Origin of the sequence: Anabaena subtropica FACHB-260, from assembly GCF_014697105.1 — a bacterium.
Classification (GTDB): domain Bacteria; phylum Cyanobacteriota; class Cyanobacteriia; order Cyanobacteriales; family Nostocaceae; genus Trichormus; species Trichormus subtropicus.
The window spans coordinates 61,240-74,739 of sequence record NZ_JACJRF010000013.1 but is presented as its reverse complement, the minus strand read 5'-3'; the positions used below and the strand labels follow the sequence as shown (position 1 = coordinate 74,739).

Here is a 13,500-nt window from a genome sequence, read left to right as displayed (position 1 = left end):
GTGAGCCAGTACGGTCTTGGGGGTTTCCCCCATGAGTAACTGGCGAACCCGGAGGGTTAGTTGTCATTAGTCCATAGTTATTCTGTAGTTATTCTGTGCTTCCCCTGCTCCCCCTGCTTCCCCTGCTTCCCCTGCTTCCCCTGCTTCCCCTGCTTCCCCTGCTTCCCCTGCTCCCCTGCTCCCCCTGCTTCACTCCTTCGGATAAAATCCAATATCGCTACCCTTGCCAGCGTGAACTAATGCTAACTTTTTGTAACGTTCGGCGTGTTCAATCAGGTCTGCGGCTTCTTCTGGGGTGATGGGACGTAAAACTTTGCCGGGAACACCCACAACTAGGGATAAGGGGGGTATATTCTTTGTTACTATCGATCCAGCCCCTATGATGCTACTAGCGCCTACGCGAACTCCATCTAAAATTACTGCGCCAATGCCAATTAAACAGCCGCGCTCAATATGGGCAGAATGGATTACAGCCCGGTGTCCTACAGTTACATGATCTTCCAACACTGTTGGCAAACCAGGATCACCGTGTAAAATGGCTCCATCTTGAATATTCGTGCATTCACCAATGTCAATGCTTTCCACGTCTCCCCTAACTACTGCTCCGTACCAAATGCTTGCTCCTGCTGCTATTTTTACTGAACCCATGACAACAGCATTGGCAGCAATGAAGGCGGCGTGAGAAAAATCGGGAGAAGGCCAGTAAGAAGTGGTAGACACGATAGAATATGAATATGGTACCCAGGAACACTGGAATAACTCCATCCTTGGAGGCTGGTTGCAAAACCAGAATATCACAGTCTCTAACCTCTAATTTGAGGAAGACAACGGTGAAAATTGTTTTTGCTGTAACACTGTATCTGTGTAGCAAAGACAAGTCCCCCAGAATGGTGGAGCCGAAGTGTAAAATCTAACCCACTGGTGCTGGTGAATACGAAACTATGTTTGTACGCACTTCATGATGAATCCAGGCTTGCAGTACCCTATATTTGGCCCTGATATTCAGTGTCCCCATTGTCGCCAAACGATTCCGGCGCTGACACTGACTGATACCTATTTGTGTCCTCGTCATGGCGCTTTTGAAGCTAATCCCAAAACGGGAGAGCTAGTTCATCTACAGTCTGGTCGTCATTGGCGCAGATGGAACAATGAATGGTATCGACAGCATACTCATCCCGATGGCATTCGGTTTGAAATCCACGAAGCACTAGATAAGCTATATACCCAAGGCTACCGAGCTACAAGGGTAGTCATTGCCAAGCGTTATCAGGAATTGATGAGTGGTTATTTAGAACGCAGCACACCTTGGCGTTCTGGACAGCCAGAAACCTCATCGGCGAGACTATACGGCTTACCTGTAGAATTTAGTCCCGACTCGACAGATGACCCTTGTTGGGAAGTGATTAATTTTGATTTGGATAAAGAACCGGGTGTTCCTGTGCGCTACCCTTATTTTCGATTATTTGAATAAGAGTCAGTGGTCAGTAGTTAGTAGTCAGTGGTTATCAGCAACTGACCACTGACCACTGACCACGAACAACTAACAAAATTATGCACCACGCCTCTATTCGGACTGCGAATATCCATCGAGCGATCGCCTTTTATGAAACACTAGGGTTTACGGTTTGTGAACGCTTCACTACAGGCTATACCCTGGCTTGCTGGATGGAGGGCTTGAACGGCAGAATTGAACTGATCCAAATTCCTGAACCAAAACCAGCCCCAGATGCTTTTGCAGACGAGCATTATGTGGGCTATTATCATCTATCATTTGATCTCACGGAGACTACGCCAGATTTACCTAAGTGGTTGACAAATTTACAAGAACGTGTGTCACAAGTTGAAGAACTTTCACCGTTAAAGATACTTTTAGAACCGACACAGCAACAAATAGGCGATCGCATTTTTGAAGTGGCTTTTATTGCTGACACTGATGGCTTACCATTAGAATTTATTAGAGTTTTAGCTAAACTTAACTAAGTTTATATTGTATTTTTATATACAAAAATAGTGTTATTTATGTAACACACACATAATAAGGATTAAACTGGTCTTGTTAATAAAAAATCAATAAACTCAGCATATCTACCAAATAAATGTCTGCATTGTCTATCTGGTGTCGTTACCGTTTTTATGTGTTATTGTTGAGTATTTCTTTAGTTACGGTATTATTTTTCAGTAGTAAACCTGCTGAAAGTCAATACAGAACTACGTTGAACCGAGTTAATTCCCAAGCAACATTAGTGGCGAAAAATCCCCATCAATTTAAAGTAACTGAAAACGTCCACAAGACAGTGTTGGACAATGGTTTAACAGTATTAATCAAGGAAGTACCTACTGTACCGATTGTGAGTGTACAGGTTTGGTACAAGTTTGGTTCACGTCACGAAGAACCGGGAGTCAACGGTATTGCCCATCAATTAGAACACATGATGTTTAAAGGCACAGAAAGCCGTCCCATTCAATTTGGGCGGTTGTTTAGTGCTTTAGGTAGTGACTCAAATGCCTTCACTAGCTATGACCAAACAGCATATTACGGCACGGTAGAACGAGATAAACTGAAAGCGCTGCTAGTTTTGGAAGCAGATAGAATGCAAAACGCGCTAATTGATACTGAGAAATTAGCCAGTGAAAAGCGGGTAGTCATTTCCGAATTACAGGGTTACGAAAATAGCCCAGAATACCGCCTCAATCGCGCCGTTATGCAAGCCGTGTTTCCTCATCATCCCTATGGCTTACCTGTAGGTGGTACTAAAGCAGATGTAGAAAAATTCCAAGTTGAGCAAGTACAAAAATACTATCAGAACTTTTACAGTCCTGATAATGCAGTCTTGATAATTGTCGGCGATTGCCAAGTTGAAAAAACCTTGGCAACGGTAAAAGAAATATTTGGAAACATACCGAAGAGTCAACAGTCATCGGTCAACAGTCAACAGTCAACAGTCAACATCCCCACTCAGCATTCAGCATTCAGCAGCCCCATAGTTTTACGAGAACCAGGGGCTGCGGGGCTGTTACAAGTGATTTATCCGCTACCAGAGGTGAATCACCCAGATATACCGGCTTTGGAGGTTGTAGATTATATCTTGACGGAGGGACGAAATTCTCGACTTTATCAAGCGTTGGTAGAATCAGGTTTAGCAAGTGAAGTAGCAGCTTCAGTCGGTGGCTTGCAACAGGCTAGTTGGTATGAGTTGTTGGTGACGGCAGATCCAGACCAAGATTTAGGTAAAATTGAATCCGTATTGAATAAAGCGATCGCTAATCTGTCTCGTACTGGTGTCAAAGCAGAGGAATTAGCTAGAGCCAAAAGACAGTTAGAAGCTGCTATTATTTTGAGTAACCGTACTATCACTGATCAGGCGACCCAGTTAGGCAATGATGAAACAACTACTGGTGATTATCGCTTTACAGACCACTACTTAGCAGCTATTGAGCAAGTAACATCAGCAGATGTGGTGCGGGTAATCAACAAATATTTGCCAAAATCTTATGGGAAAGTGGGATTGTTTGTGCCAAAATTGACCCAACAGAAAGAAATTGGTAGCAAAAAGCCAGCAAAGCATACTCAAGAAAATCTCAATAGCGACTCATCTGTGACATCATCGGAGGTGATGAAGTATTTACCCTCTCTAGATGAAACAACAGATACTCTTCAACAGAACCATCAAGCACGCTTACCACAGCAGTTTACCTTAGCTAATGGTTTAGAGGTATTTTTACTGGCTGATAAGAGTACACCTACTGTCACCTTGAGTGGTTACATCAAAGCAGGTACAGAATTCGATCCAGATGGACAAGCTGGGTTGGCTTCTTTAGTTGCAGATAGCTTGATGAGTGGTACTAAAACTAAAAATGCTTTGACTCTGGCTAAAACTTTAGATGACAGAGGGGCTACTTTAGATTTTGCCGCATATCGCAACGGTATGCGTATTCAAGGCGATAGTTTAGCTGAAGATTTTCCCGTTTTGATTCAGACATTAGCCGATGGGCTGAAGAATAGTAAATTTCCCCAAAAAGAACTCGATCTAAATCTGCAACAGGCTTTAACTTCACTAAAAATGGAATTAGACGATCCCGCAGAAGTTGCTAGAAAAATTTTTTTGCAATCGATATACCCGAAAAAACATCCCTTACATACCTTTCCGACAGTGCAGAGTCTACGTAAGATTCGCCGTCAAGATGTGATTGCTTTTAACAAAAAATATTATCGTCCAGATACTACAGTGCTGGTGCTGATGGGAAATTTTGAACCAGCTCAAATGCGATCGCTCATTCAAGCAGAATTTGGTGATTGGCAAGCTAGTGGGAATCCCCCAAATATAAATTATCCCCAGGTATCACTACCAAAAAATATCATACGAGTAAATCCCATTCTACCCGGTAAGACTCAAGCTATTACTTACATAGGTTATACAGGAATTAAGCGTCAAGATCCCAGGTTTTACGCAGCGCTAGTGTTAAACCAAATTTTGGGAGGGGATACCTTATCTAGTAGATTAGGGGAGGAAGTACGCGATCGCCAAGGTTTAACTTATGGTATCTACAGCGACTTCCAAGCCGAAAAAGATTTTGGAACGTTCTGGATTGAAATGCAAACCAGTCCTGAAGACACGAATAAAGCGATCGCTAGTACCCAGCAAGTCCTTGAGCAAATTCATCAGCAAGGCGTAACTGCATCGGAAGTAGAGACAGCTAAACAGACTTTGATTGGTAACTATAACGTTTCTTTGGCAGATCCAGAGGAGTTAACCCATAAAATCTTGATGAATCAAGTTCATGGCTTAGATCCCAGGGAATTGCATTCTTATAATCAAAAAATACAGCAAGTCACCCTTGCTGAAGTTAATCAAGCTGCTCGTGAGTTACTCTACCCCAATCAAGTAGTAGTGGTAACGGCTGGGCCTTCTGTTGCTTTGCACTTAGAAGTTCCAGCCGAAGAAATTACAGTTGTAGCAGGGGACAGGTGACAGACTTGAAAATCTCTGAGTATAACGGTTTAATTATCTGAATTTTCTGCTTGTTGAGGTATTGTGATTGCAGGCAGCAAAAAGCTAATTTGCGTTGCTCATATTGCTGAAGATTTCAATCAAATTACCATCAGGATCACGGACATGAGCAGTCCGCAGTCCCCATTCTGGACGATCTAGAGGTTGAGTTACAATGATGGCGTTATGGTCTTTTAGGTGATAATACAACTCATCTACATTATCTACCGCGAAAACCAGGGCTACTTTGTTGTGACATTCAATCCCTGATGGTTGATAGGCGCTGGGGACGGCTTCCGCCATCAGTTCTTTTCTGAACAAAGCCAACTTGATGTAATCTCCGGTATGTAACTCGGCATAACCGCTATTTTCATCACCCCAATCGATCATAAATCCCAGCGCATCCCGATAGAATAGAAAACAATCTTTGTAGTTGGAGACAAGCAACCTGATATGTGTTAACTGTAGCAGCATATTTATTGGTGATTCTACTAACTATGAATTCTAGGTTCTGGGTGTAAATTTTCTAGTAACTCACTTTCAACAATAGCTAATTCATCGAGTCGTTGACTAACTATTTCCCGATCAAAATAAGTATCTGCTAAAACCCAATACATACCAAAGTGTCGCGCCTCAGATGCCATCAAACCTTTATAGAACTTGGCTAATTCTGGTTCAGGACAGTGTGTAGCTAATAATCCCAAGCGTTCATGACTCCGTGCTTCAATTAATCCGGTAACAAGTAAGGAATCTAAAAAGCGTTCCGGTTCCTGAGGACGCACAGAGGCTTTTAAACCCGCGCCGTAAGGAGGCGGGGGTAGGGGTGCTAGAGGTATATTGCGGCGTTCTAGCCACTGATTTACCAATTCAAAATGTTCTAATTCTTCACGGGCGATCGCTGTCAATTCTCTCACCATTTTGGTATTGGATGGGTAGCGAAACATAAAATTTAACGCCACACCAGCAGCTTTGCGTTCGCAGTGTGAGTGATCAAGCAATATGATGTCTAAGTTAGCGATCGCTTGTTCTATCCAAGCCTCACTGGTGGGGTGCTTTAGTGCATTGATAGTTGGTAACACAGAGGTAAGCGTAGGGCGACAAAAATATAAAAATTTTAACTTTGCTGAGTATCCCAGCAATTTGATTGTAATGTGAGTAGCTATTTTTTTGTTTATTTGAATTAATAAACAGGGAATGATGATAAGGAAAAGTGACTTTTCTATTAATTAGAAAAATAAAACTCTCTACTCTTTGACTTCTTACCTAATTGAAAAAAATAATAATTGTTTGAACTAATTAAACAAATAAATCACCAGGGCGGAGGAAACAGCCTAGCTCACGTCACAATCATTGCTGTTGATTAGCTTAAATTGCATTCAGTTAGCCATAATTCCCAACACTCTGGTGTTGATTAAGCGGAAATTTCCGCAATTAGGGTAAAAGTAAAGGGCTTAGAAAGCATATAACAACCATTTAAAAACTATTGTATCAAGACACACAATTTTATGATGTTTTTGCAGTTTCCCAGAAGTATTTCCCCCTTGTATTAAGGCTTGCAGATAATAAGATGTTTATGTAATCAATCAATAATATGAAGCAATAAAATTTAGGAAGTAAAAACATTTTTATCTTTTGTAGCTAAAAATTACAAATATTAATGTATACATTGAAAAATAAATAATTTTCAATATTTTATCACTAATAAATTACTTGGCGATCGCCTAATATTTAACGTGCGCCTCCCTTGGAGACTCACGTTAATACTTAGATACCAATAAAAATAATGAACCCAACTATTTGTAGAAGTTGGGTTCAAACTATATATTGAAACTAGAGTGAATAACGGAGAGGGAGGGATTCGAACCCTCGTTGAAGTTTCCCCCAAACAGACTTTCCAGGTCTGCGCCTTCAACCACTCGGCCACCTCTCCAGGTGCCACGATTTACAACTGTACTATGGATTTCCAGAAAATGCAATGATAAAGAGAGATATTTTTTAGATGAATCTGAAAGTCCAAATCAAAATCCCGAATTAAGATGTCCGAGATACACACAATTAGAGTACACGATCGCGCCACTGGCAAAGAATACACCCTACAAGTACCAGAAGACCGCTACATTCTGCACACGGCTGAACAGCAAGGGGTAGAACTGCCATTTTCTTGTCGGAATGGGGCTTGCACCACTTGTGCTGTCAAGGTATTTTCCGGGGAAATTTATCAACCGGAGGCGGTGGGATTATCCCTAGAGTTGCGTCGTCAAGGTTATGCTTTGTTATGCGTCAGTTATGCCCGTTCTGACTTAGAAGTAGAAACACAAGACGAAGATGAAGTTTACGAACTTCAGTTTGGGCGCTATTTTGCTAGGGGAAGAGTGAAAGCGGGTTTACCGTTAGATGAAGATTAATAGCGAGATGAGGGGGATGAGGAAGATGAGGAAGAAGAGGAAGAATTTTTTCTGCATTTCTCCCCACACTCCCCACATTCTTAACGGGATACAAACATTCCTCATTCTCACCTGCTTATTACTGCTGGTGAGTTGTCAAGCCAATAATCCCGCCACAACCCAAACTCAAGTCAAGGTAGCGCGGGTAGTGAGTGGACAGACTTTGGAAGTGGTGGGAATGGCTGAACAACCAAATTTAATTTCTCAAGTCCGGTTAATTGGTGTAGATGCACCAGATTTACGCCAACGTCCTTGGGGAATCCAGTCTAAGGAATTTTTAGAAGAATCCATAGGCGATTTAGACAAACCAGTCATGCTGGAATTTGATCTAGAAGCAAAAGACACAATTGGCAGGACTTTGGCTTATGTGTGGAAAGATGGCAAATTGTTGAATGAACAAGTAGTCAAACAAGGGTATGCTTTGTTTGTAGAGCGATCGCCTAACCACAAATATGATCAACGTCTAGAACGCGCCCAGCAATGGGCCAGAATCATGGGTCAAGGTATTTGGAACCCAGATAGACCGATGCGTCAGACATCTGCTGAATTTCGCCGTCTTAATCGTTAGGAGGCAGGGGGCAAAAGGGGCAGGGGAGAGAATAACTAATGACGACTGACCACTGACAACTGGCAACTGACAACTGAACAAATGACTAACCTACAAAATTTTCTGGATATTGCGACAGAAGCGGCCCTGGCTGCGGGTGCGGTTTTACAGGGTTACTTGGGCAAAGTGGAAGATGCGATTACAGAAAAAGGTCGTCCTGGTGATTTAGTCACCGCCGCCGATAAAGCCTCAGAAGCAGTGGTTTTAGAAGTTTTGCGTCGCCACTTTCCTCAACACTCCATTCTGGCTGAAGAGTCGGGAAAACTGGGGAATCAAGATAATGAGTATTTGTGGGCAATAGACCCCTTAGATGGGACGACTAATTACGCTCACCAATACCCAGCTTTTTGTGTGTCTATTGGGCTGTTAATTAATGGTGTGCCTCAGGTCGGCGTGATTTACGACCCTTGGCATGATGAGTTATTTCGTGCGGCGGCTGGTTTAGGTGCAACACGTAACCGTCGTCCTATCCAGGTTTCTAAAACATCGGAATTGAGTAAAAGCTTATTGGTGACAGGATTCGCCTACGATCGCCGGGAAACATCAGATAATAACTATGCGGAATTTTGTCACCTCACCCATCTTACCCAAGGCGTGAGGCGTAGCGGTTCGGCAGCTTTGGATTTAGCTCATGTTGCTTGTGGTCGTGTTGACGGTTACTGGGAGAGAGGTATAGCACCTTGGGATATAATTGCTGGGGTAATTTTGTTGCAAGAAGCAGGTGGTAAAGTTACTGCCTACGATGGTTCTCCCTTAAAAATTGAATCTGGGAGAATTCTCGCAACCAATGGTTATCTTCACGACAACTTGAGTCAGGCATTAATGCAAGTACCACCACTGTCAGCTTGGCAATAAGCTAAGTAATTCGTAATAGTGTGTAGCAAGGGTTAAATTTACGTACTTTCTCAGAGTAATTACTGAGAAGTTAATTATGATTTTTTGTCTTTTCACCTCTGCCATATACCTTGTGGTTTTGTTGATAAATTAAAGATTCGCCAAAGAGTAGCAAATAATCTCTCTAGAATACTGACGTTTATCCGAGTAAGCGCAGTAAACTAGAAAAAATCTTACTGCTCCCTTGGTGCAAAACCGCTATATGTCTTTAAGAATAGATCGTGGATTATTTAAATATGATTTCATAGACCATCACGCAATCTTGTGTGTGTCTGTTGACGCGGATGTAAAAGAAATCCGCAAACGATATCTGAAAATTGCTCGTCATTTACATCCTGATAGCAGTGCTATTACTACCGAGTCAGAGAAAAAACTAGCTAGCGAATTATTATCTAAATTGGTTAATCCAGCTTATGAGACACTATCAGCCGAAAGAACTCGCTCAGAGTACATGATAGTTTTGTCGCAAATGGGTAAGCGTCTGGTGCAAGAATCAGCTTCCATAGAACTGAATACTGATTTAGCCAAACAGCTAGCATCAGCTCCAAATATTGATCATCTTTATAAAAGTGCGATCGCTAAAATTGCCGAAACTCAATACAACTCTCTCAAAGAGGTGATTCCCGCCATTTCCCAAATCAGTGAGTTGAATTTAGTGTACCTCATGCGGACTGCTGGTAAAGCTTTAGCTGCACCGCCACCAGCAGCTAAACCTATAGTTAACTCCACACCCCCACCCCCAAACGCCACATCTGCACCACCCTCACCAGAACCACCCAAAGAAGATGCAAATGTAGAAAATTATCTCCGTCGCGCTCAAAGTTTGATTGACAAAAATCAATTTGCCTCAGCTGAAGTAGAGTTAAAAGACGCGCTGAAGATAGCACCAAAGAGTAGCCGTGGTCATAGTTCGCTGGCTTTTGTCTATTTGAAGCAAAATAAGCTGAAAATGGCCAAAATTCATTTTGATAATGCACTAAAATTAGACCCCAAAGATCAAACAGCGTTGACATGGAAACCTAAAATAGATAAGGCCTTAGGTCAACAATCTAGTAGTCCTAATGCCAATTCACCTTCCAGCACTGGCAATAAACAGCCAGATAAATCTGGAGGTGGTCTATTTGGTGGTTTGTTTGGTGGGAAGAAAAAATAATGGTGTATCAACCAGCAGCGGGAGCCAGAGATTTATTGCCCTTAGATGTGGCTCAAAAACGCTGGATTGAAGATAAGTTACAACAAGTGTTTCACCGTTGGGGTTATCACAGAATTATCACCTCAACCCTGGAACGCATGGATGCGTTGATGGCGGGTGAAGCAATTCAACGTCAAATGGTGATTCAACTGCAAAATTCCGAAGATGAAGAATTAGGGTTGCGTCCAGAGTTGACAGCTTCTATTGCTCGTGCTGTTGTTACGCGCATGGAAAATCTGCGTTACCCGCAACGCCTGTATTACAATGCCAACGTCTTTCGTCGTATTTGGGAAAATAGACATAATCGCCAGCAAGAGTTTTATCAAGCTGGCGTTGAGTTGTTGGGTGTCGGTGGACTATTGGCGAATGCAGAAGTATTGCTATTGGTGGGCAATTGCTTGGCTGCACTAGGTTTACAGGATTGGCATTTAATTTTAGGCGAAGCAGGAATCACGCGATCGCTTTTAAATGCTTTCCCGGTAAATTTACGTGCTAAAGTTCGTAGTGCGATCGCTCATCTTGACCGCATTACAATAGATACTCTCCCCTTAACTGACGAACTGCGCGAACGTGCCAGAATCATGCTGGATTTGCGAGGAAACAGCGCCGATGTTTTGCAGAAAGTCAGTAGCTTAGGTTTAGATGCGGAACAGCAAGAGGCAGTAAATAACCTCAAATCCTTAGTAGAACTATTAGAATCTGAGGGTAAATTTCCCATAGTTCTCGACCTTAGCTTAATTCAAACCATAGACTACTACACTGGCATTGTCTTTGAAATTGTCAGCCGTAGTCAGTCACAAGCTAGAGTATTAGGGCGTGGCGGTCGCTACGACCAGCTTTTAGGGCTATATCATCCCCAAGGAGAAAATATTCCGGGGATTGGGTTTGTTCTGAATATCGAAGACTTATATCAAGTTCTTTTGTCCACTCAGCAATTACCACAGGAAACCCCAGCCAGTGATTGGTTAGTTGTACCAGAAAAGCCAACAGCTAATGGCGCAGCTTTTGCCTATGCTCAGAAACTACGTGAATCTGCTGCTTTAGTTAGAGTAGAAATAGACTTGGGTAACCAAGATGCAGCAGCTATTAAACAATATGCCCGCGATCGCAATATTGCCCAAATCGCTTGGATCAAAGCCGACGGATCACCAATAATTGAAAAGGTGGGTCAGTAAGTTCAGAGTCCATAGTCACAATCAAACTAATGACTATTGACCAATATCCAATGTCCAAAAAGAGAGGGAATCGAGAATATGCCACACACTATTGTTACTGATGTCTGTGAAGGCGTTGCCGACTGCGTAGATGCTTGTCCAGTGGCTTGTATTCATGAAGGCCCTGGTAAAAATGTCAAAGGAACAGATTGGTACTGGATTGATTTTTCCACTTGTATTGATTGTGGCATCTGTCTACAAGTATGCCCAGTAGAAAAGGCGATAATACCGGAAGAAAGACCCGATTTGCAGAAAACTCCGTAATTTCAATTACGTACTCAGGGAACATACTTAAGCAAACAGGCATCTAACAAAGTTGTAGATTGCCTGTTTTTTTATGTAAATGTACAGAATTCTAAATTAGATACCAAAAAAATATAAAATATTGCTAAATTTATTGTGAAAATTAAAAACTATCTAGTCACTCAAGAGTAAGTATTAACTAGACTACTTTTTAAACAAAAGTAGTATAAATCCGTACATAACAATATAATGATAACAGAACTCATGAAAAGGCTAAGTATCTTACCTAATGTTCAATTCTGCATATTAAGTTTGTCTTGTGCAGCTATTAGCTTGCTATCACCACAAAGTGCCACAGCTGCCACCTTCGAGCTTTCTTTTACACCTTTAGAAGGAATAATTAATAAAAATCTATTAAATAACGCCGGAACTGCTATCTATAGAGCTAATCTCTCAGGCGTTGGCTTTGATATTACTGCAATTAGTGTCAGTGACATCATTGGTCTCAGAGGAGGCGCTCCGGGTAAGTTTAGTGGTTTTGATTTAGATGCAATCAAAATCAGTGATAGGTTGATTATAAATGCCGAAGATGTGAAAACAATTCCTGGGTTGAATGTATTTGATTTTACCGCAGAAGGAACTATTTTCTTGGCAGGAAGCAAGCGTGATCCTGGTGATTCAATTTTCGTGGACTACGCCCACTATTTTGTAGGCGACGATTTATTTGGTAGTAAAGATGGTATCGTTGATAACGATATTGCTACACTGGGTAGTTTTGATGCCAATGCCATAACTAATGAAGAAGCTAAAGGCTTTCTGAGTTTAGGTGATGGTGGTGAAATTATATTTAAACTTACCGAAAGAGTCTCAACAGCCAGCCCATTATATATTTACATTGGAGAAGTAGGTAATAATGGTGAACAAGCAAGAGGTAGGGTGGTTGCGATCGGTAGCGCAACTACTGTTCCAGAACCTACTAGCTTAGGTGCTTTGTCTTTAATGGGACTCTATTTAACAACACGTATTAAGAAAAAGAATAAAATCACATAATTTCGGATAAATTATAATTGAGTTTTTTCAGAAACATAGGTTAAATACCTATGTTTTATAGTTTTTAGAATTAAGGATTTTATGTCAGGTTCAGCAGAAAATTTTGCTCCTCTACTAGAAGCTCAAAACGTCCATGCAGGATACATTAAAGATGTTGATATCTTGCAAGGGGTCAATTTTCGAGTTGAGCCAGGAGAATTGGTGACAGTAATTGGCCCCAATGGCGCGGGTAAGTCTACATTAGCAAAAACCATTTTTGGACTTTTGACACCCCACACAGGCTCAATTACTTTCAAAAACAAGAATATTGCTGGACTCAAATCAAATCAAATCGTCCGCCTGGGAATGTGTTACGTGCCGCAAATTGCTAACGTCTTTCCTTCCCTGAGTGTGGAAGAAAATTTAGAAATGGGGGCATTTATCCGCAATGATGCCATCCAACCATTGAAAGACAAAATATTTGCCATGTTTCCTAGATTAAGCGATCGCCGTCGTCAACGCGCCGGTACTCTCTCCGGTGGAGAACGCCAAATGCTGGCGATGGGGAAAGCCTTAATGTTAGAACCCAGTTTGCTGGTGTTAGATGAACCTTCAGCCGCCTTATCCCCAATCTTGGTAACACAAGTATTTGAGCAGATTAAACAAGTCAACCAAGGGGGGACAGCCATTGTCCTAGTCGAACAAAATGCCCGCAAAGCTTTAGAAATGGCAGACCGTGGTTATGTACTAGAATCGGGACGTGATGCCATATCTGGCCCTGGACAAGAGTTATTACATGACCCCAAAGTAGCCGAACTGTACTTAGGCGCAGGGAAACATTAGGGAAGGGGAGAAGAGAACTTAATGACTATTGACTAATAATTAAATA

Annotated in this window: 14 protein-coding genes and 1 tRNA gene; 11 read left to right on the top strand and 4 right to left on the bottom strand. The window is 41.9% G+C overall.

Annotation, left to right across the window (positions count from 1 at the left end):
• Nucleotides 1–189: 189 nt before the first annotated feature.
• Entirely contained in the window at nt 190–720 is a 531-nt protein-coding gene (locus H6G18_RS10070) for a gamma carbonic anhydrase family protein (protein WP_190406959.1), read from the bottom strand.
• Between the two features lie 241 nt (nt 721–961).
• Between H6G18_RS10070 and H6G18_RS10065 the strand changes: the two genes are divergently transcribed.
• The 3 genes from H6G18_RS10065 to H6G18_RS10055 all read left to right on the top strand — a co-directional run bounded on the left by H6G18_RS10065 (nt 962) and on the right by H6G18_RS10055 (nt 4,970).
• Nucleotides 962–1,471 (top strand): TIGR02652 family protein, encoded by a 510-nt coding sequence (locus H6G18_RS10065; protein WP_449224088.1) that lies wholly within the window; start codon nt 962–964, stop codon nt 1,469–1,471.
• A gap of 80 nt (nt 1,472–1,551) precedes the next feature.
• Nucleotides 1,552–1,980: a VOC family protein gene (locus H6G18_RS10060; protein WP_190406957.1), complete on the top strand. Its 429-nt coding sequence runs from the start codon at nt 1,552–1,554 to the stop codon at nt 1,978–1,980.
• Between the two features lie 116 nt (nt 1,981–2,096).
• Nucleotides 2,097–4,970, top strand: a complete 2,874-nt coding sequence (locus H6G18_RS10055; RefSeq protein ID WP_190406956.1) for a M16 family metallopeptidase — start codon at nt 2,097–2,099, stop codon at nt 4,968–4,970.
• Nucleotides 4,971–5,054: 84 nt separating this feature from the next.
• Here H6G18_RS10055 and H6G18_RS10050 read toward each other — a convergent pair whose 3' ends face one another.
• The 3 genes from H6G18_RS10050 to H6G18_RS10040 form a co-directional block, all read right to left on the bottom strand.
• Nucleotides 5,055–5,462 (bottom strand): VOC family protein, encoded by a 408-nt coding sequence (locus H6G18_RS10050; protein ID WP_190406955.1) that lies wholly within the window; start codon nt 5,460–5,462, stop codon nt 5,055–5,057.
• A 17-nt stretch (nt 5,463–5,479) separates the two neighbouring features.
• Nucleotides 5,480–6,067: a tRNA-(ms[2]io[6]A)-hydroxylase gene (gene miaE / locus H6G18_RS10045; protein ID WP_190406954.1), complete on the bottom strand. Its 588-nt coding sequence runs from the start codon at nt 6,065–6,067 to the stop codon at nt 5,480–5,482.
• A 764-nt stretch (nt 6,068–6,831) separates the two neighbouring features.
• A tRNA-Ser gene (locus tag H6G18_RS10040) sits at nt 6,832–6,918 on the bottom strand.
• Between the two features lie 106 nt (nt 6,919–7,024).
• Here H6G18_RS10040 and H6G18_RS10035 point away from each other — a divergent pair.
• From H6G18_RS10035 to H6G18_RS10000, 8 genes are all read left to right on the top strand, one after another.
• A complete protein-coding gene (locus tag H6G18_RS10035) occupies nt 7,025–7,393 on the top strand; it encodes a 2Fe-2S iron-sulfur cluster-binding protein (RefSeq protein WP_190406953.1) in 369 nt (122 codons plus the stop codon).
• Nucleotides 7,394–7,418: 25 nt separating this feature from the next.
• The gene (locus tag H6G18_RS10030) at nt 7,419–8,000 is read left to right on the top strand and encodes a thermonuclease family protein (RefSeq protein WP_242040260.1); all 582 of its coding nucleotides are present in this window, start codon (nt 7,419–7,421) and stop codon (nt 7,998–8,000) included.
• An 81-nt stretch (nt 8,001–8,081) separates the two neighbouring features.
• Nucleotides 8,082–8,894 carry an inositol monophosphatase family protein gene (locus tag H6G18_RS10025; RefSeq protein ID WP_190406952.1) on the top strand — a complete coding sequence of 271 codons (813 nt, stop codon included), beginning with the start codon at nt 8,082–8,084 and terminating at the stop codon, nt 8,892–8,894.
• 241 nt (nt 8,895–9,135) lie between these two features.
• Nucleotides 9,136–10,086, top strand: a complete 951-nt coding sequence (locus tag H6G18_RS10020; RefSeq protein ID WP_190406951.1) for a J domain-containing protein — start codon at nt 9,136–9,138, stop codon at nt 10,084–10,086.
• Nucleotides 10,086–11,300, top strand: coding sequence for an ATP phosphoribosyltransferase regulatory subunit (locus tag H6G18_RS10015; protein WP_190406950.1), 1,215 nt, complete (start codon nt 10,086–10,088; stop codon nt 11,298–11,300). Before H6G18_RS10020 ends, H6G18_RS10015 begins: the two co-directional genes overlap by 1 nt.
• 78 nt (nt 11,301–11,378) lie before the next feature.
• The gene (locus tag H6G18_RS10010) at nt 11,379–11,603 is read left to right on the top strand and encodes an indolepyruvate ferredoxin oxidoreductase subunit alpha (RefSeq protein ID WP_190406949.1); all 225 of its coding nucleotides are present in this window, start codon (nt 11,379–11,381) and stop codon (nt 11,601–11,603) included.
• 243 nt (nt 11,604–11,846) lie between these two features.
• Nucleotides 11,847–12,632: a PEP-CTERM sorting domain-containing protein gene (locus H6G18_RS10005; RefSeq protein ID WP_190406948.1), complete on the top strand. Its 786-nt coding sequence runs from the start codon at nt 11,847–11,849 to the stop codon at nt 12,630–12,632.
• Between the two features lie 81 nt (nt 12,633–12,713).
• Nucleotides 12,714–13,454 carry an ABC transporter ATP-binding protein gene (locus H6G18_RS10000; RefSeq protein ID WP_190406947.1) on the top strand — a complete coding sequence of 247 codons (741 nt, stop codon included), beginning with the start codon at nt 12,714–12,716 and terminating at the stop codon, nt 13,452–13,454.
• Nucleotides 13,455–13,500 lie beyond the last annotated feature (46 nt).

Excerpts from the sequence above, each read along its gene's own strand:
- H6G18_RS10065 (WP_449224088.1), top strand. The coding sequence starts at position 962 with ATGAATCCAGGCTTGCAGTACCCTATATTTGGCCCTGATATTCAGTGT.
- H6G18_RS10060 (WP_190406957.1), top strand. The coding sequence starts at position 1,552 with ATGCACCACGCCTCTATTCGGACTGCGAATATCCATCGAGCGATCGCC.
- H6G18_RS10055 (WP_190406956.1), top strand. The coding sequence starts at position 2,097 with ATGTCTGCATTGTCTATCTGGTGTCGTTACCGTTTTTATGTGTTATTG.
- H6G18_RS10050 (WP_190406955.1), bottom strand. The coding sequence starts at position 5,462 with ATGCTGCTACAGTTAACACATATCAGGTTGCTTGTCTCCAACTACAAA.
- H6G18_RS10035 (WP_190406953.1), top strand. The coding sequence starts at position 7,025 with ATGTCCGAGATACACACAATTAGAGTACACGATCGCGCCACTGGCAAA.
- H6G18_RS10030 (WP_242040260.1), top strand. The coding sequence starts at position 7,419 with ATGAGGAAGAAGAGGAAGAATTTTTTCTGCATTTCTCCCCACACTCCC.
- H6G18_RS10025 (WP_190406952.1), top strand. The coding sequence starts at position 8,082 with ATGACTAACCTACAAAATTTTCTGGATATTGCGACAGAAGCGGCCCTG.
- H6G18_RS10020 (WP_190406951.1), top strand. The coding sequence starts at position 9,136 with ATGTCTTTAAGAATAGATCGTGGATTATTTAAATATGATTTCATAGAC.
- H6G18_RS10015 (WP_190406950.1), top strand. The coding sequence starts at position 10,086 with ATGGTGTATCAACCAGCAGCGGGAGCCAGAGATTTATTGCCCTTAGAT.
- H6G18_RS10010 (WP_190406949.1), top strand. The coding sequence starts at position 11,379 with ATGCCACACACTATTGTTACTGATGTCTGTGAAGGCGTTGCCGACTGC.
- H6G18_RS10005 (WP_190406948.1), top strand. The coding sequence starts at position 11,847 with ATGAAAAGGCTAAGTATCTTACCTAATGTTCAATTCTGCATATTAAGT.
- H6G18_RS10000 (WP_190406947.1), top strand. The coding sequence starts at position 12,714 with ATGTCAGGTTCAGCAGAAAATTTTGCTCCTCTACTAGAAGCTCAAAAC.